This window comes from Sandaracinobacteroides hominis (assembly GCF_016464365.1).
Lineage (GTDB): Bacteria > Pseudomonadota > Alphaproteobacteria > Sphingomonadales > Sphingomonadaceae > Sandaracinobacteroides > Sandaracinobacteroides hominis.
This window is the reverse complement of sequence record NZ_JADCUC010000001.1, coordinates 221,987-247,987: the sequence shown is the minus strand read 5'-3', so window position 1 is coordinate 247,987 and position 26,001 is coordinate 221,987. Positions and strand designations below refer to the sequence as shown.

29 protein-coding genes are annotated in these 26,001 nt (G+C 65.6%); 16 read left to right on the top strand and 13 right to left on the bottom strand.

Features of this window, described 5'->3' with window-relative positions:
- Positions 1 to 29 precede the first annotated feature (29 nt).
- Entirely contained in the window at positions 30 to 560 is a 531-nt protein-coding gene (locus IM784_RS01315; RefSeq protein WP_199553494.1) for a glycine zipper 2TM domain-containing protein, read from the top strand.
- Between the two features lie 3 nt (positions 561 to 563).
- Here IM784_RS01315 and IM784_RS01310 read toward each other — a convergent pair whose 3' ends face one another.
- Genes IM784_RS01310 through IM784_RS01300 form a run of 3 tightly spaced genes read right to left on the bottom strand, consistent with a single transcriptional unit; the run spans position 564 to position 3,631 of the window.
- A complete protein-coding gene (locus IM784_RS01310) occupies positions 564 to 1,790 on the bottom strand; it encodes an RsmB/NOP family class I SAM-dependent RNA methyltransferase (RefSeq protein WP_235976460.1) in 1,227 nt (408 codons plus the stop codon).
- A 31-nt stretch (positions 1,791 to 1,821) separates the two neighbouring features.
- Positions 1,822 to 2,772 (bottom strand): zinc metalloprotease HtpX, encoded by a 951-nt coding sequence (htpX, locus tag IM784_RS01305; RefSeq protein ID WP_199553492.1) that lies wholly within the window; start codon positions 2,770 to 2,772, stop codon positions 1,822 to 1,824.
- Between the two features lie 40 nt (positions 2,773 to 2,812).
- Entirely contained in the window at positions 2,813 to 3,631 is an 819-nt protein-coding gene (locus IM784_RS01300) for an SDR family NAD(P)-dependent oxidoreductase (protein WP_199553491.1), read from the bottom strand.
- Positions 3,632 to 3,678: 47 nt separating this feature from the next.
- On the opposite strand from IM784_RS01300, the gene IM784_RS01295 reads away from it, so the two are divergent.
- Positions 3,679 to 3,834 (top strand): DUF1674 domain-containing protein, encoded by a 156-nt coding sequence (locus IM784_RS01295; protein ID WP_199553490.1) that lies wholly within the window; start codon positions 3,679 to 3,681, stop codon positions 3,832 to 3,834.
- On the opposite strand, the gene IM784_RS01290 is transcribed toward IM784_RS01295, so the two are convergent.
- From IM784_RS01290 to IM784_RS01280, 3 genes are read right to left on the bottom strand one after another with little or no spacing between them, the layout of a single operon-like run.
- A complete protein-coding gene (locus tag IM784_RS01290) occupies positions 3,831 to 4,997 on the bottom strand; it encodes an aminotransferase (RefSeq protein WP_328799411.1) in 1,167 nt (388 codons plus the stop codon). The two genes, IM784_RS01295 and IM784_RS01290, sit on opposite strands and share 4 nt — an antisense overlap.
- Entirely contained in the window at positions 4,994 to 5,521 is a 528-nt protein-coding gene (locus IM784_RS01285) for a YceD family protein (RefSeq protein ID WP_199553489.1), read from the bottom strand. The genes IM784_RS01290 and IM784_RS01285 overlap by 4 nt, the downstream gene beginning before the upstream one ends.
- Entirely contained in the window at positions 5,518 to 6,030 is a 513-nt protein-coding gene (locus IM784_RS01280) for a ubiquinol-cytochrome C chaperone family protein (protein WP_199553488.1), read from the bottom strand. Before IM784_RS01280 ends, IM784_RS01285 begins: the two co-directional genes overlap by 4 nt.
- A gap of 143 nt (positions 6,031 to 6,173) precedes the next feature.
- Here IM784_RS01280 and IM784_RS01275 point away from each other — a divergent pair, with 143 nt between their 5' ends.
- Positions 6,174 to 6,653: an outer membrane protein assembly factor BamE gene (locus IM784_RS01275; RefSeq protein WP_199553487.1), complete on the top strand. Its 480-nt coding sequence runs from the start codon at positions 6,174 to 6,176 to the stop codon at positions 6,651 to 6,653.
- A 78-nt stretch (positions 6,654 to 6,731) separates the two neighbouring features.
- On the opposite strand, the gene IM784_RS01270 is transcribed toward IM784_RS01275, so the two are convergent.
- The 3 genes from IM784_RS01270 to nusB form a co-directional block, all read right to left on the bottom strand.
- On the bottom strand, positions 6,732 to 8,834 hold the full coding sequence (locus tag IM784_RS01270; protein WP_199553486.1) for a sodium-translocating pyrophosphatase: 2,103 nt from the start codon (positions 8,832 to 8,834) through the stop codon (positions 6,732 to 6,734).
- Positions 8,835 to 8,988: 154 nt separating this feature from the next.
- Entirely contained in the window at positions 8,989 to 9,882 is an 894-nt protein-coding gene (thiL, locus tag IM784_RS01265; RefSeq protein ID WP_328799442.1) for a thiamine-phosphate kinase, read from the bottom strand.
- 26 nt (positions 9,883 to 9,908) lie between these two features.
- Positions 9,909 to 10,403 (bottom strand): transcription antitermination factor NusB, encoded by a 495-nt coding sequence (gene nusB / locus IM784_RS01260; protein WP_199553485.1) that lies wholly within the window; start codon positions 10,401 to 10,403, stop codon positions 9,909 to 9,911.
- Between the two features lie 118 nt (positions 10,404 to 10,521).
- On the opposite strand from nusB, the gene IM784_RS01255 reads away from it, so the two are divergent.
- The 13 genes from IM784_RS01255 to IM784_RS01195 all read left to right on the top strand — a co-directional run bounded on the left by IM784_RS01255 (position 10,522) and on the right by IM784_RS01195 (position 22,365).
- Positions 10,522 to 11,613, top strand: a complete 1,092-nt coding sequence (locus tag IM784_RS01255) for a hypothetical protein (protein ID WP_199553484.1) — start codon at positions 10,522 to 10,524, stop codon at positions 11,611 to 11,613.
- Positions 11,606 to 12,607, top strand: coding sequence for a phosphotransferase family protein (locus tag IM784_RS01250; protein WP_199553483.1), 1,002 nt, complete (start codon positions 11,606 to 11,608; stop codon positions 12,605 to 12,607). The genes IM784_RS01255 and IM784_RS01250 overlap by 8 nt, the downstream gene beginning before the upstream one ends.
- Positions 12,604 to 12,993 (top strand): hypothetical protein, encoded by a 390-nt coding sequence (locus IM784_RS01245; protein ID WP_199553482.1) that lies wholly within the window; start codon positions 12,604 to 12,606, stop codon positions 12,991 to 12,993. Before IM784_RS01250 ends, IM784_RS01245 begins: the two co-directional genes overlap by 4 nt.
- A gap of 145 nt (positions 12,994 to 13,138) precedes the next feature.
- The gene (locus IM784_RS01240) at positions 13,139 to 14,398 is read left to right on the top strand and encodes a tetratricopeptide repeat protein (RefSeq protein ID WP_199553481.1); all 1,260 of its coding nucleotides are present in this window, start codon (positions 13,139 to 13,141) and stop codon (positions 14,396 to 14,398) included.
- Between the two features lie 96 nt (positions 14,399 to 14,494).
- Complete coding sequence (gene guaB, locus IM784_RS01235) at positions 14,495 to 15,967, top strand: IMP dehydrogenase (RefSeq protein ID WP_199553480.1); 1,473 nt, start codon at positions 14,495 to 14,497, stop codon at positions 15,965 to 15,967.
- Between the two features lie 32 nt (positions 15,968 to 15,999).
- The gene (locus IM784_RS01230) at positions 16,000 to 17,151 is read left to right on the top strand and encodes an RsmB/NOP family class I SAM-dependent RNA methyltransferase (protein WP_199553479.1); all 1,152 of its coding nucleotides are present in this window, start codon (positions 16,000 to 16,002) and stop codon (positions 17,149 to 17,151) included.
- A 136-nt stretch (positions 17,152 to 17,287) separates the two neighbouring features.
- A complete protein-coding gene (locus IM784_RS01225) occupies positions 17,288 to 17,803 on the top strand; it encodes a tetratricopeptide repeat protein (protein ID WP_235976458.1) in 516 nt (171 codons plus the stop codon).
- A 13-nt stretch (positions 17,804 to 17,816) separates the two neighbouring features.
- Positions 17,817 to 18,299 (top strand): Fur family transcriptional regulator, encoded by a 483-nt coding sequence (locus IM784_RS01220; RefSeq protein ID WP_199554097.1) that lies wholly within the window; start codon positions 17,817 to 17,819, stop codon positions 18,297 to 18,299.
- A gap of 66 nt (positions 18,300 to 18,365) precedes the next feature.
- Complete coding sequence (gene dxs / locus IM784_RS01215) at positions 18,366 to 20,333, top strand: 1-deoxy-D-xylulose-5-phosphate synthase (protein WP_199553478.1); 1,968 nt, start codon at positions 18,366 to 18,368, stop codon at positions 20,331 to 20,333.
- Between the two features lie 2 nt (positions 20,334 to 20,335).
- A complete protein-coding gene (locus tag IM784_RS01210; protein ID WP_199553477.1) occupies positions 20,336 to 20,599 on the top strand; it encodes a hypothetical protein in 264 nt (87 codons plus the stop codon).
- A gap of 370 nt (positions 20,600 to 20,969) precedes the next feature.
- A complete protein-coding gene (locus IM784_RS01205) occupies positions 20,970 to 21,227 on the top strand; it encodes an AbrB/MazE/SpoVT family DNA-binding domain-containing protein (protein ID WP_199553476.1) in 258 nt (85 codons plus the stop codon).
- A complete protein-coding gene (locus tag IM784_RS01200) occupies positions 21,224 to 21,619 on the top strand; it encodes a PIN domain-containing protein (RefSeq protein ID WP_199553475.1) in 396 nt (131 codons plus the stop codon). Before IM784_RS01205 ends, IM784_RS01200 begins: the two co-directional genes overlap by 4 nt.
- Complete coding sequence (locus tag IM784_RS01195; RefSeq protein WP_199553474.1) at positions 21,619 to 22,365, top strand: TlyA family RNA methyltransferase; 747 nt, start codon at positions 21,619 to 21,621, stop codon at positions 22,363 to 22,365. The genes IM784_RS01200 and IM784_RS01195 overlap by 1 nt, the downstream gene beginning before the upstream one ends.
- A 173-nt stretch (positions 22,366 to 22,538) precedes the next feature.
- Here the strand turns inward: IM784_RS01195 and IM784_RS01190 are convergent, their stop codons facing one another.
- From IM784_RS01190 to IM784_RS01175, 4 genes are all read right to left on the bottom strand, one after another.
- On the bottom strand, positions 22,539 to 23,117 hold the full coding sequence (locus IM784_RS01190; protein ID WP_199553473.1) for a phasin family protein: 579 nt from the start codon (positions 23,115 to 23,117) through the stop codon (positions 22,539 to 22,541).
- 219 nt (positions 23,118 to 23,336) lie between these two features.
- Positions 23,337 to 24,719: a phosphoglucomutase/phosphomannomutase PgmG gene (gene pgmG / locus IM784_RS01185; RefSeq protein ID WP_199553472.1), complete on the bottom strand. Its 1,383-nt coding sequence runs from the start codon at positions 24,717 to 24,719 to the stop codon at positions 23,337 to 23,339.
- A 94-nt stretch (positions 24,720 to 24,813) separates the two neighbouring features.
- Entirely contained in the window at positions 24,814 to 25,221 is a 408-nt protein-coding gene (locus tag IM784_RS01180) for a J domain-containing protein (RefSeq protein ID WP_235976457.1), read from the bottom strand.
- Positions 25,221 to 25,988, bottom strand: coding sequence for a division plane positioning ATPase MipZ (locus tag IM784_RS01175; protein ID WP_328799410.1), 768 nt, complete (start codon positions 25,986 to 25,988; stop codon positions 25,221 to 25,223). The genes IM784_RS01180 and IM784_RS01175 overlap by 1 nt, the downstream gene beginning before the upstream one ends.
- Positions 25,989 to 26,001 lie beyond the last annotated feature (13 nt).

Below are 26,001 nucleotides of genomic sequence, written 5' to 3'. Positions count from 1 at the left end.
GCCGGCACAACAAGAGAAGGGACCGTGTCATGAGAACCGCCTACGCTGCACTGACTGCCGGCCTTGCCACGCTGAGCCTCGCCGGCCCGGCGTTCGCCGACGACGATCGGCGCTGGCATGGCGATCGCGACTACCGCCACAACGGCAGGCACTATGACAAGTATGACCGCCGCGACGACCGGCGCGACAACGCCCAATCCTATCGGCAGGGCTATCGCGACGGCGTTCGCGCCGACAATCGCCGGGATGCCTATTATGCCCAGCGCCGCGGGCCGGTCTATTCCTACAATGCCCCCGACTATCGCTACGGCAACAACTATCCCGTCTATCGCGGCGCCAGCTACAACAGTTCCGCGCCCTATTGGTGGGGTTCCAACGGACAGGTCCAGTGCCGCCGCCAGGATGGCACAACCGGCCTGATCGTCGGTGCATTGGCCGGCGGAACCCTGGGCAATGTGCTGGCCCGCGAAGGCGACAAGCGGCTGGGCAGCGTGATCGGCGGAACGCTTGGCGCGGTGCTCGGCAACGAGTTGAACAAGGGAAATGTGCGCTGCCGCTAAACCTTAAGGCGCCCGATAGCGAGCGATGAAAAATCCGTCCGCCCCGCCAGCTTCCCCCCAAAGCGACGGCAGGGTGCGTACGGTGCCCCCCGAAGAAGACGCAAGGCCTTCGGGGAGCTCGTGGTCCGACACAGGGTCGGACAAGAGTCCCGCGGGAGGGGATGCCCCCTCCCCTTCCGCGGGCTCAAGCGAACAGACCGCATAGACCAGCCGCCCACCCGGCTTCAGCCAGCCGGCGGCACGTGCGCATAGCTCTGCCTGCAGCTTCAAAAGCGGCGCCAGATCCAGCCTTTCCTTCAGATACAAGAGATCCGGATGCCGCCCGAAGGTGCCCGTCGCCGAGCAGGGTGCATCCAGCAGGATGGCGTCGAACTGCCGGCCCGGATCGAACTGGCGGGCGTCGGCCTCGACCACGTCGGCCTGCAGCGCGGTGCGCTGCAGATTGGTGCGCAGGCGTTTCAGGCGGCTGGCATTGATATCGAGCGCAGTAACCCGCGCCCCCATGCTGGCCAGCTGCATCGTCTTGCCGCCGGGCGCCGCGCACAGATCGAGCACCGCCATTCCGGCGACATCTCCCAGCAGCCGCGCCGGCAGGCTGGCGGCTATGTCCTGCACCCACCAGTCGCCGTCGGCATAGCCGGCAAGCGTGTCGACCGATTGCGAGCCATTCAGCCGGATATGGCCCGGCATCAGACTGGTTGCTCCCAGCCGCTCCATCCATTGGCCGGTATCGGCGGGGTTCTTCAGGCAGAGATCGGTGGGCGGGATCGTGCCGAGACGCCGGCCGGCTGCCTCCACTTCCGCCTCGCCCCAGGCCTCCCGCCAACGGTCAGCCCAGGCCCGTGGGACGCTGGGCTCCGGCAGGGTCGCCTCCGTTCGGAACAGCGTGGAAAGCACGCCGTGCGTCAGCCGGCGCGGCCCACCCTCCAGCAGCGGCAGCGCCGTGGCGATGGCGGCATGCGGCGGGGTGTCCAGCAATAGTCGGCCCGCGAGCGCAATCCGCAGCACCTGCCGGGCGCGCGCATCCGCCGGCAGCGGTTGGCGGCAGGCGGAATCGATCAGCGCGTCGAGGCCGGGCAGGTTTCGCAGCACGCCGCTCACCAGCGCCCGGGCAAGGCCGCGATCGCTTGGAGAAAGGCCCGCCAGCGCCCGATCCAGCATCGGGTCCAGGGCGCGGCCCAGCACCGTCACGCCATGCAGCAGCGTCAGGGCGGCGCGCCGTGCGGCCAACCCCGGGACATCGGCGCCATGCGCGCGCGTGTCAGGCCCAGGGATTGCGACGTCTCGGTGGATTGAGACCGAGCGCGCTCGGGCGCTTTGTGCGCGGCACATCGCTGGCAGGCCACGGCTGCGCCAGTTCGGGTGCCTCAGCCGATGACGAGGAGCCAGCCATCGCCTCCAGCGCGGCGATGCGGTTCTCGGCAGCCGGATGGGTGCTGAACAGGTTGTCGCGCACCCCGCCCACCAGCGGGTTGATGATATAGAGCGAAGCAGCGGCCGGATTCGCCTCTGCAACCGGATTCTGGATGCGGTGCGCGGCCCCCTGCAGCTTGGCCAGCGCCGAGGCGAGCCTGAGCGGCTGACCGCTGATTTCGGCGCCCATCGCATCGGCGCCATATTCGCGCGTGCGGCTGATCGCCATCTGCACCAGCGCCGCCGCCAGCGGCGCCACGATCATCGCGACAATGGCCATCAGCGCATTCGACTGGCCGTTGCTGCGATTGCCACCGAAAAAGAAGGCGAAATTGCCCAGCATCGAAATGGCGCCGGCGAGGGTGGCGGTTACCGTCATCACCAGTGTGTCGCGGTTCTTCACATGCGCCAGTTCGTGCGCCATCACGGCGGCGACTTCATCCCGGTCCAGCATACGCATCAATCCGGAAGTCGCTGCAACGGCAGCGTTTTCCGGGTTGCGGCCGGTTGCAAACGCATTCGGCTGGTCCTGCTCCACAATATAGACGCGCGGCATCGGAATTTCGGCCCGCGCCGCCAGCGGCTGCACGATCCGATACAGCTCATGGTCTTCACCGACTTCGCGCGCCTGGTGCATTTTCAGCACCATCTTGTCGGAGTTCCAATAGGCGAAGACGTTCATTCCGGCCGCCATCACGAAGGCGATCAGCATCCCAGACCGGCCTCCGATCAGGAATCCCAGCCCCATGAACAGCGCCGCCATGGCGGCCATCAACATGAAAGTCTTGGTGCGGTTCATATACTGGAAAATGGCCCTGCCTGGCGGTTTGTCAACGACCTCAGCTGGCCGTGAGGAACATCCCTATGCGCTTCATGTAGCTCACCGGGAACAAGCGCACCATCAGGTCGATGAATTTTGCGTCGGGCCCGATCAGAACCCTGTGCTGGCCGGTTTCCATGCCCCTTATGATGGTTTCGGCGGCCTGGTCCGGCGTGGTGCGGGCGGCCTTTTGAAAGGCATCGTCGCTGTCCATCAGCTCGTCCGTGCCGGGCATGCCGGCGATCTTCTTGGCATTTCGCGCCACGTTGGTCTTGATACCGCCGGGGTGGACGCGGATCACCTTGATTCCGGGGTCGGTCTGCGACAGCTCGATATGCATCGCTTCGGAAAGCCCGCGCACGGCATATTTGGAAGCGTTGTAGGCGCTCTGGGTGGGGTAGCCCATCATTCCGAACACCGAGGAAATATTCACGATCCAGCCGCTTCCGCGCTTGCGGATTTCCGGGAGCGCAAGCCGGCAACCCTCCACCACGGCGTTGAAGTTGACGTTCATCACCCGGTTGAAATCCTCGCGCGGGGTATCGGCGAACGGCGCCACGACGGAAAGGCCGGCGTTGTTGATGATCCCGTCCAGTCCGCCGAACTCGCTGACGGCGTCGTCGATCCAACCTTGCAGTGCATCGGTGTCGGTAACGTCGAAGGCCCGGCTGGAGTGCGGATAATTGCCCAGCATGCGTGCGGTTTCAGCCAGACCCGCTGCGTCCTTGTCAGCCATCGCGACGGTCGAGCCCCGCCGCGCCAGCCCCAGCGCCAGCGAGCGGCCAATACCGCTTCCGGCCCCCGTCACGGCAATCACCTTGCCCTTCAGATCCAGCATCTCTCTCCCCTTCGATCTATTTTTCTTTTCATGCTAAAGCGGCGGCGATGACTGCGAAAGAGACCCCCAAAAAGCGAGAGGCCGCCAAGGCGCCTCCCTCCCCCGCACCCAAGCCAGGCCAGGGCGAAATCGGTGGCCGCGGCGGGCTGGAGCCGACCCGCTATGGCGACTGGGAAGTGAAGGGAATCTGCTCGGACTTCTAGAAGTCCGACTTTGCCCTTGCCAGCCGTTTCAGCGCCGAGTCGATGGTGGCGCGCGCCTTGGCATGGCAGAAGCGCACGGCATTGCGCGGCACATCCTCGCCCTCAAAGAAGGCGGATACCGGAATCGCAGCGACTCCGTGCTGCACGACCAGTCGCGTGCAGAAGGACACATCGTCGATGGCGATGCCCGAGGCTGTGAGGTCAATCGACAGGAACCAGGTCGCTTCCGAGGGCAGCAGCGCGAAGCCGGCGGACTGCAGGCCGGCCGCCAGATGCGCCCTGCCCGCCTCGATCTCGTCGCGCATGCCCGTCAGCCAGCCGCGCTCGCCGTCCAGCCCTTCGGCAACTGCCTGTTGCAGCGCCGGCGAGGTGGTGAAGGTGAGATACTGGTGCGTGGCAGCGATGCGGGCCGCGAGGTCCGGCGCAGCGCAGGCCCAGCCGACCTTCCAGCCCGTTACCTGGAAGATCTTTCCGGCCGAGCCGATCTTCACGGTGCGGCTGCGCAGCGCCGGATCGGCCGCGAGAGACACATGCAGCCGATGGTTGGGGCGAACCTCCTCCCAGACCTCGTCGGCGATGATCAGCAGATCATGCGCCAGAGCCACGTCGCGAATCGCCTCGCGCTCCTGCGCGTCGAGCATGCGGCCCGTCGGATTGACCGGATCGTTGACGAGGATGACGCGGGTCGCAGGCGTCACCGCCGCCTCCAAAAGGGCGCGGTCGATGCGCCAGCCGGGCGGCTGCAGCCGCACGAACTGCGGCACGGCGCCAGCGCGCCGCACCAGCGGGGCATAGGCATCATAGGCCGGCTCGATGACGATGGCGCCGTCGCCCGGCCCCAGCAGGGCGAAGATGGCGGCGGCCAGCGCCTCGGTGGCGCCGCTGGTGACAACGATCTCGCCCACTGGATCGAACGGCAGCCCCTGCGTGGCGGCATAGTGGCGGCCGATAGCCTCCCGCAGCGCATCGGTGCCGCGCATGCGGGGATATTGGTGCGGGCCCTCCAGCAGGGCGCGCGCCGCCGCTTCGCGCACGGATTGCGGGCCGCAGGCATCGGGGAAGCCCTGCCCCAGATTGATGGCGCCATGGGCGACAGCCTTCGCCGACATCGCCTCGAAGATCGTGGTGCGAACCGGAATCGGGCCGCCCACCTTCTGCGTCACGGGCGTTTCAGCCTGGCGAAGGGGTTTGCCGCGGCCTTCTCGGCGGCCTCTGCGGCCTGCGCCTCTTCCTCGCTCGTCAGGTGCAGGCGGGCCTTCTGGATGGCGACGGGATCGGCGCGGGGATAGGGATCGAGCGCCAGAAACAGCGACTGCGCCACCGCCTCGCCCAGGTCGATGCTGTCCTGCTCGATCGGCAGCACGTCGAGCGCCTCTTCCTCCAGCTCGAGATCGTCCTCGTCCGGCGCCTCCTCGAAGCGCAGCTGTATGACTTCCTCCACACGGGCGGGAACCGGCTCTCCGGAGACAACGCAGGATTGCACGACGTCTGCCGACAGCTTGCCGGTGACAATGGCGGCGGGACCGCTGCGGTATGCCTCCAGCTGGGCTTCGAGCCGTTCCACGGAAACCAGGTCGAAGCGCTTGGCGAGCGCCTGCCGGGCGGCGGCGTCCGCCTCCAGATGGAAAGGCTGTGCGCGGGTGGACAGCTTCAGCAACGGAATGCGGCGGCTGAATTCGGCATTCATGCGATGTCTCCAGCGAGCAGGGCCTTGGCGGGCGTTGCCTCGATCCGCGCCTTCAGCTCGCGGACGGCGCTTGCCAGATCGTCGGCCGCGCCTTCGGGCGCTTCGCCGCGCCAGACGTTGCGCGCCAGCGCTTCGGGCAGCAGCGCCGGATCGGCATCGGGCGCCAGCGCCGCGCGATAGACGCCCAGCCGGCCGCCCATGGCGCCGATCACATGCCCCATCTTCTTGCCGATCACCATATCGCCGATGCCGATTTCCCGAAGCGATCCGTCCATGTCCTCTACGAAACGCTCGGTCAGGAGCGCCGTCTGTGGCATCAGCTTCAGGTCTTCCAGCCGCAGCATCACCAGCGATGTCATCAGCGCCACCATATCGAACCGGCCATCAACCGTGTCGGCGACGGCGTGGCGCAGATACCAGCGCGGTTCGCGCGCGGTCTGGGTGATCCAGTCCCACAGGTCTGCCAGCGGCGGGCGCGGGGGGGTGAGAAGGCGGGATAGAAAGGACATGAAAGCAGCCTGCTGCGACGAGCCGAAGGGCCTCTAAGGTTGCAAGGCCCGGTATCCCGGCGCATATGGCGCGCTGAACGGCTGCAAGCAAGCAGCCCCTGACCATTGCCCTGATCACGCCCGACGCCGGGCCCGGAGTGCCGATGACCCCTGTTTCCCGCCGCGTACTTGCCGTGATGCTGGCGCCCGCCATGCTCCTGGGCCTTGGGGCCTGCGCGCAGCGGCAGATCCAGAACAACCAGGGCTATGTGGCGGACGAGGAGCTCGTCGCATCGGTACAGCCGGGTGTCGACAACAAGGACTCGGTTTCAAAGGCGCTGGGCCGGCCCACCTCGATCGCGCAATGGGACGGCAACACCTGGTATTATATCTCCCGCAACACCCGCCAGCTGGCCTTTGCGCGCCCCGTTCCCAAGGAACAGAGCATCCTGATCGTCCGCTTTATGGCGGATGGCACGGTTGCAGCCGTGGAGCGGCGCGGCATGGATCAGGTGGCGAATATTTCGCCCAACAACGACAAGACCCCGACGCTGGGCCGCGAGGCGACGCTGCTGGAGGATCTGTTCGGGAATATCGGATCTGTGAGTGCTGGCGGGGGCGGCGGTGGGGGTCCTCCTCAATAACGGCGCGGCTTTGGCGGATGCAGAAAGGGCCGGGGGTGGAAACCCCCGGCCCTTCCGCTTTCAGGCTTTCGCCAACTGCTAGTGCGCCGCCAGCGCTGCCAACAGCAACAGCGCCACGATGTTGGTGATCTTGATCATCGGGTTCACCGCAGGCCCGGCGGTATCCTTGTACGGATCGCCAACGGTATCGCCGGTCACCGCAGCCTTGTGGGCTTCGGAACCCTTGCCGCCGTGGTGGCCGTCTTCGATGAACTTCTTGGCGTTATCCCACGCGCCGCCGCCCGAAGTCATCGAGATGGCGACGAAGATGCCGCTGACGATCACCCCCATCAGCAGTGCACCGACCGCGGCAAAGCCGTTGGCCTGGCCGGCGATGGCGGTGATCACGAAGTAGACGACGATGGGCGCCAGCACGGGGAGCAGCGAGGGGACGATCATCTCCTTGATCGCTGCCTGCGTGACGAGGCCAACGGTGCGGGCATAGTCGGGCTTGGAGGTGCCGGCCATGATGCCCGGATTGGTGCGGAACTGGTTGCGCACTTCCTCCACCACGGCACCCGCAGCGCGGCCAACCGCCGTCATCCCCATCGCCCCGAAGATATAGGGCAGCAGGGCACCGAGCAGCAGCCCGACGATGACAAACGGGTTCGACAGCGAGAAGTCGACGGTGAGGTCACCGAAGAACTTGCCGAGGTCAGCCGTGTAAGCATTGAACAGCACCAGCGCGGCAAGGCCTGCCGAGCCGATGGCATAGCCCTTGGTGACGGCCTTGGTGGTGTTGCCCACCGCGTCGAGGGCATCGGTGCGCTCGCGCACTTCGCCTTCGAGGCCGGCCATTTCGGCAATGCCGCCCGCGTTATCGGTGACGGGGCCATAGGCATCCAGCGCCACGACCATACCGGCCAGTGCCAGCATCGAGGTTGCGGCAAAGCCGATCCCCATCACGCCTGCGAGCAGGTAGGACACGATCATCCCGGCGCAGATCACCAGCGTCGGAAGCGCGGTTGCCTCCATGCTGATGGCGAGCCCCTGGATGATATTGGTGCCGTGTCCGGTTTCCGACGCCTTGGCGATGGAACGGACCGGGCGATAGGGCGTGCCGGTGTAGTATTCGGTGATCCAGACCAGCAGGCCGGTGACGGCAAGGCCCACCATCATCGCCCAGAACAGATGCATCGGCGTGAAGCCGCCGGTGCCGTCTGCCGCCTGCCCGCCGACGACGGTGTTAAGATCGGGGAAGACCATCTTGGTGGCGAGGAAGATCGCCGGAACCGAGGCAAGCGCCGAGACAAGGAAGCCCTTGTAGAGCGCGCCCATGATGTTCTTCGACGAGCCTAGCTTCACGAAGAAGGTGCCCAGGATAGAGGTAAGTGCGCAGACGCCACCCACCAGCAGCGGCAGCGCCATCAGCTGGGTGAGGTAAGGTCCGCCGATCAGCAGCGCCGTCAGCACCATCGTGGCGCCGACAGTGACGACATAGGTTTCGAACAGGTCGGCCGCCATGCCGGCGCAGTCGCCGACATTGTCTCCGACATTATCTGCAATCACGGCAGGGTTGCGCGGGTCGTCTTCGGGGATTCCGGCCTCGACCTTGCCGACGAGGTCGGCGCCGACGTCGGCTGCCTTGGTGAAGATGCCGCCGCCCAGACGCGCGAAGATGGAGATGAGCGAAGCGCCCAGCGCAAGGCTGACGAGGCTGTCGATCACCACCCGATCGTCGGAAGCGAAACCCAGCATGCCGGTGAGGACATGATAATAGCCAGCGATGGCAAGCAGCGCGAGTCCGGCCACCAGCATCCCGGTGATCGCGCCGGCGCGGAACGCCAGCGTCAGGCCGGCCTGCAGCCCCGTGCGCGCCGCCTCCGCCGTGCGGACGTTGGCGCGCACCGAGATGTTCATCCCGATGAAGCCGGTGACGCCGGAAAGCACGGCGCCGATCACGAAGCCGACGGCCGGATAGCGGCCGAAGAAGAAGGCGACGAGCGCCAGCGCGATCACGCCGACGACGGCGATGGCGCTGTACTGCTTCTTCAGATAGGCGCCTGCGCCCTCCTGAATGGCGGCGGCGATTTCCTGCATCCGTGGATTGCCGGCGGGCGCCGACAACACGGCGCGTGTTGTAAGTAGGCCATAGAGCACGGCCGCAAGGCCGCACAGTATGGCGATGAGAACAAAATTCATCAGTCCCCTACCCTCTACGAAGGGGCGGCCTGGGTGGCCGCCACGTTACTCTCCAAGGCAGCGCATGCGCCGCCAACTTATGCCTTTGTGGCTTGTGGCGCAGAGATTGGCGAAAAGGCGGGGGGCGCGCAACCCGTCGCGCGCAGGGAACGACTCAGCGATGTTGATAGCCCAGCCGGGCGGGAACCGAGCCGTCCAGGGTGAGACCGGCGCCATTGCCCAGCGTTCCAATGCGCGAGACGGGGGTTTTGGCGGTGGATGCCGCCGACCGGATGGCGTCGCGATTGGCTGCCGGCGCGGCGAACATCAGCTCGTAATCGTCGCCCATGGCGGCAAGTTCCGCGACCTCGCGCCCTGCCGCAGCGGCTGCTTCGCTGAGGGGAATGGCGTGTGAATTCAGGTCTGCCGCCAGCCCGGAGGCATCTGCAAGGCGGGCGGCGTCGATCAGCAGCCCGTCCGACACATCCATGGCGGCACTTGCCAGGCCACGAAGGGCCATGCCGAGCGCCAGCCGCGGTGTCGGCCGACGATACCGCTTCAGCAGCGTCGCGTCGCCACTGCCGTTCAACGCGATTTCCAGGCCCAGCCCGGCGTCGCCGATCGTGCCGCTGACCCACAGATCGTCGCCATCGGCGGCGGCGCCACGCGACAGCGCCGAACCTGCGGGCACGGAGCCGAGCGCCGTCAGCGACAGCACGGATCCTGCGTTGGTGCGGATGGTGTCTCCGCCCAGCAGCGGCGCATGAAAACTGCCGAGTGCCTGCGCCATGCCACGCACCAGTTCCGAGGCCCATTCGGCATCCCTGCCCGCGCCGATCCCGGCCCCCATAAGCACGCCGACCGGTCTCGCACCCATCGCGGCAAGATCGGAAAGGTTCACGGCCACCAGCTTCCAGCCGATATCGACTGGCGGGCAATCAGGGGTGAAATGCACGCCTTCGGCCAGCATGTCGTGCGTCGCCACCAGTTGCAGGCCAAGCGGCCAGTCCAGAACCGCCGCGTCGTCGGCAAGCCCGCGCGCGGCCTTGTGCATGGCGAGGCCTTTCAGCCGCGCCAGCAGCTCCGCCTCGAGAGTCAGCCGTCCTGCCCTTCGCGCACGCTGCGGCCCAGCCGGTCAAGCAGGGCGTTCACAAATCCGGTTTCCGCGCGTGGATAGAAGGCGTGGGCGACATCGACATATTCGGACACCACCGCAGCGCGCGGCACGTCCGGTCGAGCGAGCATCTCATAGGCACCGCAGCGCAGGATCTGCAGCATCAGCCGGTCCAGCCGGTCCAGCGTCCAGCCGGCGCCGAGGAAGCTGGTGATGGTCGCATCCAGCTCGTCGGCGCGGGCGAGGCTGCCGGAGACGAGATCGTCGAAAAAGGGACGGTCGGCGTCGGCCAGCTTGTCTCCGCCCTCTTCATCGTCGGTGACGGTGCCGAGCCGATGATCGTGGAATTCGTTGAGCAGTCGCGGGGTCGAGGTGCCGACGAGCGATTGCTGATAGAGCGCCTGCACGGCAGCAAGGCGCGACGCCGAACGGCGCTGCCGGGCATCCGGCCCGGAACGGGGAGAATATGAAGACATCGGCCCGCCTTAGCCGTTGCCGTCCATTTTTGCGAGGGTGCAGCGCAGCCCGCCTTGCGCCAACAAGCATGCAAAGAACGCATGGAGATCTGCGCGGCAGGCGTGTGGGGAGAGATATATGTTGAGCAAGGCTGACGACTATCCGGTGCACCAGCGGCCGGAGCCGATTGCCACGGCCGGAACCGACCGCAACTTCTATGACCGCTATTTCTTTAACGCCCAGTCTGCCGATGGCCGCCAGTTCGTGGCAGGCGCGCTGGGCGTGTATCCGCATCTCAATGTGATGGACGCGGCGTTCTGCTGGATGGAAGGCGGCGTGCAGCGCTCGATCTTTGCCTCGCGGCTGCTGGGGATGGAACGGCTGGATACCCAGGTGGGGCCGATTTCGGTCGAGGTGGTGGAGCCGCTGAAGAAGCTGCGGCTGCAGCTGGCACCGAGCGAGGGGATTTCCGCCGACATCCTCTTCGAAGGCCGCCACGCCCCCATCGAGGAGCCACGCTTTACCTATCGGCAAGGGCCGCGCACGCTGATGGATGTGACGCGGATGACCCAGAACATGGCGGTGAGCGGGACCGCCACGGTGGACGGTGTCGCCCACGATCTGGCCGGATGGCGCGGCACGCGCGACCGCAGCTGGGGGGTCCGTCCGATCGGTGCGCCCGATGCGCAGCCGCTGGCGCCGGCGCAGTTGCCGCAATTCTACTGGCTGTGGGCGCCGATCAATTTCCCGGGCCATGCGCTGTTCTTCCATGTGAACGACGATGGCGACGGCACTGGCTGGAACCGCTCCGCCGTGCTGGTGGATCTTGCCAGCGGCGCGGAAACGAAGCTGGGCTCTCCCCGCGCCGAGCTGGTCTATCGCCCCGGCACCCGACGCGCCGGCAAGGCGGTTCTGCATGGCATGCTCGCCGAAGGCCAGGTTGAAATCGAGCTGGCACTGGGCGACGAGTTCCAGATGCACGGCATCGGCTATGGCCATCCAAAGTTCGCGCACGGGCTCTGGCGCGGCGATCTGGATGTGCAGGGCGAGCGGATCGTGCACGGGGAGGTCGATCTGACCGCACCGCAGAACGGCCATATCCAGACGCTGGTTTCGGCCGAGTTGCGGCTCCCCGGCGGCGTGAAACACCAGGGACGCGGCGTGCTGGAGCAGCTGTTCATCGGCCGCCATGCCCCCTCCGGCTTCAAGGGATTGTTCGACCTTGCCTGAGCATGATCTGATCGGAAGGCTGGAGGCCGTACTCTCCGCCCAGCGCGGAACGCCCGTCCGTGTCGACAGCCTCAGCCGCTTCCACGGCGGTGCCGCGCGCGAAACCTGGCGTTTCGTCGCCCACATGGAAGGCGGATCGGAGGGACTGGTCGTCCGCCGCGATCCGTCCTCCAGCCTCATCACCACGTCGCGCTCGGCCGAATATCATGTGCTGCGCCGCGCCCATTCGGCAGGTATTCCGGCGCCCGAGCCGCTGCTGCTGGATCTGGATGGCAGGCAGTTCGGCTCGCCGGGCTTCCTGATGCGCGAAGTCCCCGGCGGGCGGGCGGCCTCGCCGCTCGATGAAAACCCCTATGGCGACACACGGGCGGAAACCGGGCGCGGCCTGTTCGACGCGCTGGGGCGCCTGCATGCGCTTACACCCGACGCCGCAGACCGTGACCAGCTGCCGGTACAGGACGCCGCCGGACGACTTGCGCACTGGAAGGCCGAAATCGCCGCCCATGCCACAGGGCCCGAGCCGGTGGCGGCCGCAGCCCTGCGCTGGCTGGAAGCCAATATCCCGCCCGCCTCCGGCCCGCCGTCGCTGGTGCACGGCGATTTCCGCTCGGGCAATTTCCTCGTCGATGCAGGCAATCGGCTCCTCGCCATCCTGGATTGGGAAATGGCCCATGTGGGCGATCCCTATGAGGATCTGGCCTGGGTAACCGACCCGCTGTGGGGCCATGCCATGCCGGGCCATCCGGCCGGCACCCTGCCCTTCGACGAGGCAATTTCCATCTGGGAGGCGGCATCCGGCCGCCGCTTCGATGCCGGCATCTTCCGCTGGTGGCAGCTGTTCTCGGCCTATCAGGGGCTTGCCATCTGGATCTCCAGCTCGTTCGAGGTGGCGAACATGCGCACGGTCGACCCGGTGATGGCCTTTGCCGGCCTTTATCCTTATCGCGCGCACAATGCGGATCTGGCACGCCTGCTGATGGAGGTGGCGAAATGAGCCTGACGATCGCGCAATCGCTCCGCTCGCTGGCCTTGGGGCAGGCGATGATGGTCGCCCCGGCTCTGGGCGAGAGCTATGAGGGCAAGACTGCCGGCACCATCGCCGCGCTGCTGCTGATGCTGGCCGACGACGCCGAAACGCGTACTGCGCGCGACAACGCCGCGCGCGACGCTCTGCTGGCGCTATTTGAAACGGTGCAGGCCGAAACGCCGCGCGCCCTGCTGCGGGATGCCCTTGCCGACGGCTCCAACAAGGCGCTCTGGAACGCCTTCATCGACCTCCACGCCTATGCCGACGCCGGCGATGCGGAACTGGCGGCCTGTTGCCGCGTTCTGCTGCTGGAATGGACCGAGCGGGAGCGGCTGCGGCCACCGGTTCTGTAAGAAGGTTGCGCGAATGCCCTGTGCTTGACGCAGGGCGGCAAGCGGTGCGAGGGGGCGCGTTCAGGATTCTGCAACCGGCTGCCCGCCATGGGCGGCCGCAGGTGACCTAAAGAGCCCGGAGAGGGCGCAAGTGGAGAGTGGGCACATGACGAAGTTCCTTCAGCGTGCATCGGTTTCGCGCGCATCGGCGTTGGTTCTGGCTGCGGCGATCGCGGTCGCCATTCCGCAGGCCGCGATGGCGCAGAAAAAGTCGGCTGAAAAAGGCCCGACCTACAAATTCTCGAAGCCGGTGCAGTCGCTGGTGGCGCAGGCCCAGCAAAAGCAGAACGCTGGCGACCATGCCGGTGCGCTGGAGCTGCTGAAGCAGGCCGATGCGCTGCCGGAAAAGAATTCTGATGATGTCTATATCATCAACATGCTGACGCTGAACTCGGCGATCAACCTGAAGGACAATGCGCTGATCGAGAAGTCGCTGGAAGGCGCCCTCACCAGCGGCCGCCTGACGCGCGAAGATGAAGTGAAGTTCCGCCGCAACCTGGGTGCGATGGCGATGCAGCGCAACGACCTGAACAAGGCCGTCAGCGAGTTCGAGAAGCTGATCGCCATGGACCCGAGCGATGCGCAGCTGGTGGTCGAGGTGGCCGAGCTGCAGCGCCGCCAGAAGCAGAACGACAAGGCCATCGCCTCGATGCAGCAGGCCATCGCGATCCAGGAAAAGGGCGGCCAGAAGGCCGACGAAAGCTGGTATCGCCGCACCCTCGCCATCGCCTATGACAGCAAGCTGCCGGCGCAAACCACTGCTGCCAGTGAAGCGCTGGTGAAGGCCTATCCCAACGCCACAAACTGGCGCGACGTGCTGGTGATCTATCGCGACGGCAATAAGCTGGACGATCAGGCGAACCTGGACGTGCTGCGGCTGATGCGCGCCAACAATGCGCTGGCCGGCGAGCGCGACTATGCCGAATACGCAGAGACCGCGACGATCCGCGGCTTCCCCGGCGAAGCCAAGGCGGTGCTGGATGAAGGTGTCGCCAAGGGCGCGATCAAGTCGACGGCGCCCTTCGTGAAGGAACTGCTGGCGCAGGTGAACCCGAAGATCGCCGCCGACAAGGCGTCGCTCGCCGGGCTGGAAAAAGAGGCGGCCGCTTCCAAGACCGGCAAGGCTGCGATGGCAACCGCCGACGCGCAGCTGGGCTATGGCAACTACGCAAAGGCTGCCGAGCTCTACAAGATGGCGCTGACCAAGGGCGGCGTCGATGCCGCAACGGTCAACACGCGGCTTGGCTTTGCGCTGGGCAAGACGGGCGACAAGGCCGGCGCCGAAGCGGCACTGGGCACCGTCACCGCTCCGCCGCGCGACCAGCTGGCAAAATATTATCGCATCTGGCTCGGCAATCCGGCCTGATTGCATTATAGGGCGTGCGTTCCGGGGCGGGCTGTAACGGTCCGCCCCGCACCTATTTCCGGTGATGGCGCTGAAAAGGAACGGGAAAGAGCTTTTATGGTGATCAGGCAGGGTCTGACCTTCGACGACGTTTTGCTGGTTCCGGCCGAATCGGCCGTGCTCCCTTCCCAGGCGGATACGTCGACCAGCATCACCCGCTCGATCCGTTTGCACATCCCCGTCCTCTCGTCCGCGATGGACACCGTCACCGAAGCGCAGATGGCGATCGTCATGGCGCAGGCGGGTGGTATTGGCGTCCTCCACCGCAATCTGTCCATCGAAGAGCAGGTGGAAGCCGTCCGCCAGGTGAAGCGCTTCGAAAGCGGCATGGTGGTGAACCCCATCACCATGACCGCCGACCAGACGTTGGGCCAGGCACTGGAGCTGATGGCGGTGCACCGCATTTCCGGCATTCCCGTGGTCGAGCCGTCCGCGCCGGGCACCCCCGGCAAGCTGACAGGCATCCTCACCAACCGCGACGTGCGCTTTGCCGAGAATATGGCGCAGCCGGTCGCCGAGCTGATGACCCGGCACAATCTCGCCACCGTCCGCGCCGGCGTGTCGCAGGAAGAAGCCCGCCGCCTGCTGCACCAGCGCCGGATCGAGAAGCTGTTGGTTGTGGACGATGAGGGCCGCTGCGTCGGCCTCATCACCGTCAAGGATATCGAGAAGGCCGTTACCTATCCCAACGCCACCAAGGACGCATCCGGGCGGCTGCGCGTGGCCGCCGCAACGACGGTGGGCGAGGCGGGACACGAGCGCTCCGCAGCGCTGATCGACGCCGAGTGTGACCTGATCGTGGTGGACACCGCGCATGGCCACAGCCGCATGGTGGGCGAGGCGGTGCGGCGTATCAAGGCGCGCTCCAACCATGCGCAGGTGATCGCCGGAAACGTTGCAACCGCTGAAGCGGCAAAGGCGCTGATCGACGCCGGCGCAGACGGAATCAAGGTCGGCATCGGCCCGGGCAGCATCTGCACTACCCGCGTCGTCGCCGGTGTGGGCGTACCGCAGCTGACAGCCATACTGGATACCGCCGCCGAGGCTGCGAAGCAGGGCGTCCCGGTGATCGCCGACGGCGGGCTTCGCACCTCGGGAGATATCGCCAAGGCGATGGCGGCGGGCGCCGGCGCCGTGATGATCGGCAGCCTGCTGGCTGGCACCGAGGAAGCGCCGGGCGAGACGTTCCTGTATCAGGGGCGCGCCTACAAGAGCTATCGCGGCATGGGCTCGGTGGGCGCCATGGCCCGCGGCAGCGCCGACCGTTACTTCCAGCAGGACATCAAGGATCAGCTGAAGCTGGTGCCGGAAGGCATCGAGGGCCAGGTGCCCTACAAGGGCCCCGCACGGGACGTGCTGCACCAGCTGGTCGGCGGGCTGAAGGCGGCGATGGGCTACACCGGCGCCGCTAACCTTGACGAACTGCGCAAGCGCGCCGAATTCGTGCAGATCACCAACGCCGGCCTTCGCGAGAGCCACGTTCACGACGTGACGATCACCCGCGAAGCGCCGAACTACCCGACACGCTGATATGCGCGACTACGCGCATGGAGCCCGCTGATATGCGCGATCCGGCACGCCTGCAGGCGGCCATCGAGATCCTGAATCAGGTGATTTCGGCGGCAGCCAGCGGTGGCGCCGCCGCCGACACCATCGTCCAGCGCTATTTCGCAGCCCGTCGCTATGCGGGTTCCAAGGACAGAGCAGCCGTGCGCGAACTGGTCTATGCGGCCATCCGCGACACCGCCGAACGACCCGCCTCTGGACGCGCCGCACTGATCGGCGTTGCGGAACGCCACCGGCCCGAGTTGCTTGCTCTTTTCGACGGCAGCCCGCACGCCCCGGCTCCCGTCACCGCGGACGAGCCGCGCAGCCTGACCGGACTGGTGCCGTCCTGGCTGGAGCCGGCGCTGCGGGCACGTTTCGGTGAAGGTTTCGAAGCCGAGGCCACCGCCCTGATCGGCCGTGCACCGCTGGATCTGCGGGTAAATGCCATGAAGGCAGATGTGGAAGCGGTAGCCGCCGAGCTGGGCGCGGCGCGCATCCCCGGCCTGCCGCTTGGCCTCAGGCTGGAAACGCCGCAACCGCTTGATCGCCATCCGCTGATGCTCGACGGCTCGATCGAGGTACAGGACGCCGGAAGCCAGCATGTGGCCGCCTTTGCCGCCGCGGCTCCTGGCGAAACGGTGATCGATCTCTGCGCCGGCGCCGGGGGCAAGACGCTGGCGCTTGCAGCCGACATGCGCGGTGAAGGGCGGCTGATCGCCTGCGACACCGACCGGCCACGTCTGCAATCGATGGCGCCCCGCCTTGCCCGGGCCGGGCTGGAGAGCTTTGTCGAATCCCGACTGCTGAACCCCGGCCGGGAAGCCGAGAGTATGGAGGACCTGAAGGGCCGCGCCGATATGATCCTGGTCGATGCGCCCTGCTCTGGCACCGGCACCTGGCGCCGCAGCCCGGAGCTGCGGTGGCGCCTGACGCCGGAGCGGCTGGACCGGGTGCTGGGCGTTCAGGCCCGGCTCATCGATTTTGCGGCATTGCTGCTGAAGCCGGGCGGACGGCTGGTCTATGCGGTGTGCTCGGTGCTCGATGCGGAAGGACGGGATCAGGCAACAGCTGCAGCCGACAGGCTGGGGCTGAAGCTGGAGGGTTTTTCCGCCCTTTCTCCCGCCCGGGACGGGTGCGACGGCTTTTTCGTCGCAAGGCTGGCTTGAACTTGCTAGTCTCCCGCCCGACGACTGAATTTTCAATGCCGGCACATGGCCGGACGACTGACTGACGGGACTGACACTGAGAGGGACGTCGATGCGCTTCTGGACGATGGGCCGGCCCGCCGTGGCTGGCGTAGTGATGGGTTTGTCTGTCGCAATTGCTGCCGTTCCGGCCGATGCCGCCCGTCTGCGCGATGAAGCCCCCGCTGCCGCCCCGGCGCGCGGCCAGCCCGATAATCAGCTGGCACCGCTGTCTCTGAAGATGATGCAACTGGGCGAAACCCACCTCGCCGCTGGCCAGTCGCAGGCCGCGACCGACAGTTTCGAGGCAGCGCTTGCCGCCGACCCCCGCAATCGGCGCGCCTATCTGGGCCTTGCCCGCGCTGCGGAGGCTGATGGCCTGCCTGGCAAGGCCGTCCGCTATTACCGCGAAGCGCTGGAGATCGAGCCCAACGATGTAGCCGCGCTGGAGCTGCAGGGCATGGCGCTGGTGGAACGCGGCGCCACCGCGCGGGCGCAGACCAACCTGGAGCGCGTCCGCAAGCTGTGCACCGGAAGCTGCCCGGAAGGCGACCGCCTGGCTGCCGCGATTGCCCGCGGCCCGACGACAAAGGCCGCCCCGCAGACGGCTTCGCTGGAAAACCGGGAAAATTGATCGGCATCCGTTGATGGCGCACGCGGCACACGCTCACAGCCCCCGGGCGCATTGGGAACCGGGTAGCGATGCGCTTCGCGATGCAGCTCGCGATGCGTTGAGCGAACAGGACGTGCAGTGGACCGAGCTGCGCGCTGGCGTTTTCGATGCGCTGGCGCAGGATGGCCGGCCGGTTTCCGCGTATGACGTCGCCGAACGCGTTTCGACCGCAACCGGGCGGCGGATCGCGGCCAACAGCGTCTATCGCATCCTCGATCTGTTCGTGGCGCACAACCTCGCCAAGCGAATCGAGAGCCGCAACGCCTATGTGGTCAATGTGCACCCGGCGTGCGCGCACGACTGTATCTTCCTGGTGTGCGAGAAATGCGGTTCGATCGACCATCTGGACGACGACAGCCTGGCCGATCGCATGCGCGATCGCGCCGAATCGACCGGATTCCAGCCGCATCGACCCGTACTTGAGCTGATAGGGCTGTGCCCGACCTGCCACGGCTGACGAAAGCCTGCACTGCGGGTCAGGAATGGGCTTTGCTCCGAACCGGCTTCGGGTTAAGTCTTTTCCATGACGAAATCGAAATCCGGCGCAATCGAAGGCGCGCCCTATCGTCGGCCCGAGACTCCGTTGCTCGACGCTGCGCCCACGCCTCCTGACCTTCGCCGCCTGAAGGCCGAGCAGCTCCGGCAGGTTGCCGATGAATTGCGCGCCGAAATGATCGACGCTGTCAGCGTGACCGGCGGTCATCTGGGTGCCGGGCTTGGCGTTGTCGAGCTGACGGTGGCGCTGCACTATGTATTCAACACCCCCGATGACAAGTTGATCTGGGACGTCGGCCACCAGGCCTATCCGCACAAGATCCTGACCGGCCGACGCGACCGAATCCGCACCCTGCGGCAGGGCGGCGGGCTGTCCGGCTTCACCAAGCGCAGCGAAAGCGTCTACGATCCGTTCGGCGCCGCCCACAGCTCCACCTCGATTTCAGCGGCGCTGGGCTTTGCCATCGCCAACAAGCTTTCCGGCGCGCCGGGCAAGGCCATCGCCGTCATCGGTGACGGCGCGATGTCGGCCGGGATGGCCTATGAGGCGATGAACAATGCGCGCGACGCTGGCAACCGGCTGATCGTGGTGCTGAACGACAACGACATGTCGATCGCGCCGCCGGTCGGCGCGCTCAGCGCCTATCTGGCCCGCGCCTACAGCTCCAACACCTTCCTTGGCATCCGCGATGCCGTGCGCCAGCTGGCGAAGAAGGCCCTGCCCGAGCCGCTGAAGGCCCCCGCCAAGCGCGCGGACGAATTCTTCCGCACGCTGGGGACCGGCGGCACCCTCTTCGAGGAACTGGGCTTTTACTATGTCGGGCCGATCGACGGCCACAACATGGATGTGCTTGTTCCCATTCTGGAAAATATCCGCGACGCCGCCGAAGGCCCGTGCCTGATCCATGTGGTGACGAAGAAAGGTAAGGGCTATGCGCCCGCCGAAGCCGCTGCCGACAAATATCATGGCGTGGTGAAATTCGACGTCGTCACCGGCAAGCAGCACAAGCCGGAGCCGGGCGGGCCGCCCAGCTATACGGCGGTGTTCGCCGAGGCGCTGTCGGCCGAGGCGCGACGTGACCCCAAGGTGGTGGCGATCACCGCGGCCATGCCTTCGGGCACCGGGCTGGACAAGTTCCAGAAGGAATTCCCCGATCGCCTGTTCGACGTTGGAATTGCCGAGCAGCATGCAGTGACCTTTGCAGCCGGTCTTGCAGCGCAGGGCTATCGGCCGTGGGCTGCGATCTATTCCACCTTCCTGCAGCGCGCCTACGACCAGGTCGTGCATGATGTGTGTATCCAGAACCTGCCCGTCCGCTTCGGCATCGACCGGGCCGGGTTGGTGGGGGCCGACGGCAGCACCCATGCCGGCAGCTTCGACGTCACCTATCTGGCGACGCTGCCGAACATGGTGGTGATGGCCGCCGCCGACGAGGCCGAGCTGGTGCATATGGTGCACACCGCAAACCAGCATGACAGCGGGCCGATTGCCGTGCGCTATCCGCGCGGCGAAGGCGTTGGCGTGCCACTGCCAACGACGCCCGAGGCGCTGGAGATCGGCAAAGGCCGCATCGTCCGCGAGGGCAAGAAGGTTGCCATCCTGTCGCTGGGCACCCGCCTGCACGAGGCACTGAAGGCCGCCGACGAGCTGGACGCCAAGGGGCTGAGCACGACGGTTGCCGACATGCGTTTCGCCAAGCCGCTGGATGAGGCACTGATCCGCAAGCTGTGCGCCACGCACGAAGTGGTGCTGACCATCGAGGAAGGCGCCATCGGCGGCTTCGGCGCACATGTGCTGACACTGGCGAGTGACGAGGGCCTGACCGACAACGGCCTGAAGATCCGAACCATGCGCCTGCCGGACATCTTCCAGGAGCATGAGAACCCGGTGAAGCAATATGCCGAGGCCGGGCTGGACGCGGGGGGCATCGTGAAAACGGTGCTGACGGCGCTGCGGCATAATAGTGTTGAGGTGCCGGAGGGCGCGCGGGCGTAAGAGTGGCCCGTCAGCTCATGGTTCAAATATCTGTATGGCGGACGCTGATTGTCGCTGGCGCGCTATTGGGTATCGCAGTCGACGCCGCCTCAATCGCAGGCTTGTGGGGTTATCCGCAGCGCGATGAAGAGTGGGAAGCAATCAAAGCCCTATTTGTGGGCTTATCTGGTTTCGTTCTTTTCGGCGGCCTTGCAACTGTACTGGTTGCCAATGTTGTCATTGGACCACGAGAAACCATTATAATTGACGACTTTGGCCCATTATAATTGACGACTTTGGCATTATGCAGAACGGTTTGATCGGATCGATAAAGTATCCTTGGAACGAAATTTTATCCGCTACATCAGACACCTGTTTGCGTCTTATTCCGCAACTGTCTATCTATTCGGCGAAGACAGGATCACGCATGCTAGTGCTGCAAACTTGGCTATGCAAACAACGCTTCGCCCAACTGGTTCAACCTGTGGAAAGCCACAAGCCGGTAAAGAGGGTGTAGTTGCCAAATGGCAAATTGCTGGCTCAGCTACCGCGATAGTACGGAAGCAAAGCGTCTGCATCGGCTCCAACCGGCACCTCGCGTTGACGTTTCGCTTCTTCAGATATACATAAATAGAACGTATATCCAAGGAGCCCGTCATGCAGATCGCCCGCTGGGGTAACAGCCTCGCCGTCCGCATTCCTGTCGATGTCGCGCGTGCACTGGGAATTAAGGAAGGTGATGATGTGGACATGAAGCCCGGCGAAGACGGGACCATCATCCTGTCCATGCCCGGCGGACGCGAAGCCATCCTGAAAAAAATGGACAAGCTGTCCCGGCCTCTCCCGGAGAATTGGAAAATCGACTGGGACAATGAGAATTTGCGCGGCCCGGACATGCCGGGTGAGCGCAATTGAGCGGATTCCTCGATACCAACATCCTTGTCTATTGCTATGCTGAAAGCCCTCGCAAAACAGTCGCGCGAACCTTGCTGGATGGCCGGAACCGCATTGGTGTGCAAACGCTAAACGAGTTTTCGTTGGTTGCCCGCCGCAGGATGGGCTACTCGTGGGCGGAACTGAACGAAGCTATCGAGCATATACTGTCGCTGGTTCTCCGCCCCCTGCCGCTGACATACGAGACCCATAGAGACGGGCTGCGGATCGCGGAACGCTACCAACTTGGCATCTATGATTCGATTCATCTGGCAGCGGCGCTGACAGCCAACTGCCGCTCCTTCTGGTCAGAAGACCTGCACGATGGCCTTGTGATCGACGGCCGGCTCACCATCCGCAACCCCTTCGTCTGATGGCAAAGCACCGCGTCGATCAGTTGCTTGTAGAGCGCGGGCTGGCCGAAAGCCGCTCGCGCGCGCAGGCGTTGATCATGGCCGGGCTGGTGTTTGCTGGCGAGCGCAAGGTTGCGAAGGCAGGCGAGATGCTGGCCGTCGATGCCTTGCTGGACGTTCGCGGCAAGGATCATCCCTGGGTGTCGCGTGGCGGGTTGAAGCTGGATCATGGGCTGTCGCATTTCGGCATCGACGTTTCAGGCGCGGTGGGGCTGGATGTCGGGTCCTCCACCGGCGGGTTCACCGATGTGCTGCTCACGCGTGGGGCGGCCAAGGTCTATGCCGTCGATGTCGGAACCAACCAGCTGGCCTGGAAGCTGCGGCGGGATCTACGCGTGGTGGTGCTGGAGCAGTTGAATGCGCGGGCGCTGACCGGTGAACATATCCCCGAGCCGGTGGACATCGTCGTCTGCGATGCCAGCTTCATTTCACTGGCCAAGGTGCTGGATGCTGCGCTTGGTTTTGCCCGCGAAGGCGCACATCTGGTGGCGCTGGTGAAGCCGCAGTTCGAGGCCGGGCGGGCCGAAGTCGGCAAGGGCGGCGTGGTCCGCGATGCCGCAGTGCACCAACGTGTGTGCGATGCAGCAGCGGAGTGGGTTTCAGGCAAGGGATGGCGCGTGCTGGGCGTCACGCCCTCCCCCATCACCGGGCCAGAGGGGAATGTGGAATTCTTGCTGGGGGCGGTGAAGGAAGCGGCCGGCGGCTGAGCCGCCGAGTCCGCTTGAACGGAAAGACATAAGACAGAAAAGCGCGGCCAAGCCGCGCCGTCGGACACGCAAAAAGGGCGGGTTAGATACCCCGCCCTTTTTCATGCCGTCCGTGTCCATATCGGCGAGTCCGGAGGCCAATGCTTCGCATTGGCTCCGGCCGCCTCGGCGGTTTAAACCGCCATGGACTTCTTCACAGTTTCCTGCGCCAGCGCGACGCGGTTGGAAAGCGGCTGAACCACTTCACCGGCCAGCTTCATCCAGGTTTCCGTCACGTGGCTCCAGTTGGCGACAGCCTTGTCGAACTGGGTCTTGGCGAATTGCTGCTGGGCAGCCAGCACTTCGGCCGGCGACTTCAGCGCGGTCATCGACTTGAAAGCGGCCTGGCTTTCCTCGAACGAGGCCTTCGAGGACTCGACGAAGTGCGTGGTCAGCGTTTCAGCGCCAGCAGCAGCAGCCTTGGCGGATTCGATCAGGGCTTCGACGTTGCCCTTGGCGAACTCGTTCATTTCCGTAATCGACTTCATGTTCTTCTCCATCATCTCGCGAACCTTTCCGTTCATCTGCTCGAATCCGGCCTGGGCTTGTGCCACCGCATCGGTGGTGGCCTTTTCCATGGCAGGAACGACGGTCTCGAGCGTCTTGGTGATCGTTTCGGTCGTCATCGGTGTTTCCCCAATCGGTTTGACGGGGCGCGCAACCGGCTTGCTAGCCGCAACAGGCCTGGCTTCAGCCCCGGTCTCGACGGTCAACGCAGGCGCAGCCGCAACAGCAGGGGCCATTGTAACAGCAGGGACGGCCGTCTTCTTCGCAACAGGCTTCCGGGCAGGCTTGGCTTCAGCCATCAGTGGCGCACTCCAGTTCTTGCTGCAGTGCACAATAGTCATTTCTGGCGCCAATATCAAGAGGCGAAATGGTGCAGTGCAGCAAACGCTGTTTGCTGCACTCTGTTGCCCTCTTGGTTAACGCTATCAGTGGGCGACGACGACGCGCTCCACGCCTGACTTTGCCAGCTCCGAATCGATGGCAGCAGTGAGTCGTTCCAGCGCCGCTTCGTCGTGCGCTTCTGCCCGAGCAACCAGCACATCCTGCGTGTTGGATGCCCTGAGCAGCCACCAGCCGTCGGGCGTGTTCACGCGCGCACCATCGGTGTCGTTCACCTCCGCGCCGGCCGCCTTCAGTCGTGCCAGCACTTCCTCGACGACCTGGAACTTCCGCTCTTCCGAACAGGGGAAGCGCATCTCCGGCGTGTTGACGACGGCCGGCATGGCGTCCTTCAGCGCCGTCAGCGAACCGCCCAGATCGCCAACCGCCTCGATTAGGCGAACTGCAGCATAAAGCGCATCGTCGAACCCGTACCAGCGGTGCTTGAAGAAGATGTGGCCGCTCATCTCGCCCGCGAGCGGCGAATCCACTTCCTTCATTTTCGCCTTGATCAGGCTGTGCCCGGTCTTCCACATCATCGGCTTGCCGCCCAGCTCGGCGATCCGGTCATACAGTGCCTGGCTGGCCTTCACGTCGGCGATGATGGTGGCGCCCGGCAGTTCCTTCAGCACAGGTTCCGCCAGGATCGCCAGCAGCTGGTCGCCCCACACCACGCGGCCCTTGCTGTCGATGGCGCCGATGCGGTCTCCGTCGCCGTCGAAGGCGATGCCGAAATCGAGGTTCAGCTCCTTCACCAGCTGGCGCAGGTCCTCGATATTGGCCTCCACCGTCGGGTCGGGATGGTGGTTCGGGAAGTTTCCGTCGATCTGGGTGAACAGCGTGTGATGTTCGCCGGGCAGCAGCCGCACCAGCTTCTCCAGCGCTTCGCCGGTGGCGCCGTTGCCGGCGTCCCAGCCGATGCGGAACGGCTTGCAGTGGCTGCCTTGCACCAGCCGCTCCACATAGCGGTCGCCGATGTCGATTGTGCGGCTGGAGCCTTCGCCCTTTTCCCAGTCGCCCTTCGCGGCGGCCTCGCCCAGCGCGCGGATGTCGGCGCCGAAAAAGGGCCGCTCCTTCAGCATCATCTTGAAGCCGTTATAGTCGGGCGGATTGTGGCTGCCGGTGATCATCACCCCGCCATCGGCCTTCAGCTCGGAAACAGAGAAATACAGCATCCCCGTTGGCCCCAGGCCGATTCGGATGACGTCGCAGCCGGCGGCGATCAACCCGTCGACCAGGGCCTTTTCCAGCCGCGGCGAGCTTTCACGCCCGTCAAAGCCCACCGAAACCAGCTTGCCCCCGGCCCGGCGCACCACGGTGCCAAAGCCGCGGCCGATGGCTTCTGCGTCCTGCTCACCCAGCGTTTCGCCGATGATTCCGCGGATGTCATATTCCCGCAGCGTAGTTGGATGGAATTTGTGGCTCTGCATTGTCAGCCCCTGTCCTTTGGCACCCATTCTCCCGGCGCCAATCGATTGCCCGTTCCCCACCCAGCTCCCGGATAGAAAGCGTTAACGCCAGTCGTCAACCTCGCCGGGCCCTGTTCACGATAAGATAATCCCGCGCCGCGTTGACCCGCCGCGCCATTTCCGGATTGCCGCCGCGATCGGGATGCACCTTGGCAATCAGCCGCCGGTGTGCCGCCAGTATCTCGTCTTCGTCGGCATTCAGCCCGACCCCCAGCAACCGACGCGCCTCCAGCTCGTCCATTGGCACCGCCGCGACCTTTGCCTGCATCCAGCCCGAAAGCCCGAGGCCCGCCGCGACCACGCCTGCCGCCAGCCCCGGCACCACCTGCCCGCGGGCCAGCAGCCACAGCGCCAGGATCGTCGCCGCCACCGCGCCCAGCTTGCGTTCGGCGCCCTTGCCAAGCCAACCCTTCCACCAGGCATAGCCAACCGCCGCCGCCGCCAGCAGCAGGAACATCGCCATCAGGCGACGGCTTCCTGCGCGCCGCGATTCGCCAGCGGCAGCTGCAGCGACGCAATCAGCTCGCGCAGCTCGGCCCGCGCCGCGACATGGCTTACCGACGCGTCGGAGACATAGGCCATGTCGAGCAGCGTCAACCCGCGCGGGAACAGCTCGCGGAAGATCACCCGCTCGGAAAGGCCGGGCGCGACGCGGAAGCCGATCCGCTTCGACAGCTCGTCCAGCGCACCGCCCACGCGCTTCCGGTTGCGCGCTTCGAGCGAGGACAGGCGGTTCCGCAGCACAACCCAATCCACCGTGCCGCCGTCAGCTCGCGCGCGCTGCTGCCGCGCCTTCCACACCAGCTCGGAATAAAAGCTGGGCTTGGTCACCTTGAAGCTGTCCGGATCGACCTGTCCCAGCAGGTCGAAATCGATGAAGCTGTCGTTGATCGGCGTCACCAGCGTGTCGGCGCGGGCAATGGCGGCGCGGCCGATCTCGGAATCGCGCCCCGGCGTATCGATGATGACGGCGTCGAAACCGCCCGCAATCAGCTCGTCCAGCCTGTCGGTCTCGCCGTCTTCCAGCACCACGACCGGCGGCGACGTCAGCGGCAAGTCGTGCCGCTTTGCCCAGGCCAGACGGTTCTCCAGATAGCGCGCCGTCGATTTCTGCCGATGGTCGCAATCCGCAACGGCCACCTTCAGCCCGGCGCTTTCCAGCGCCATGGCGATGTGCACGGCCGTGGTGGATTTGCCCGAGCCACCCTTTTCGTTGCCCAGAACGATCACATGCGGCCGCCGG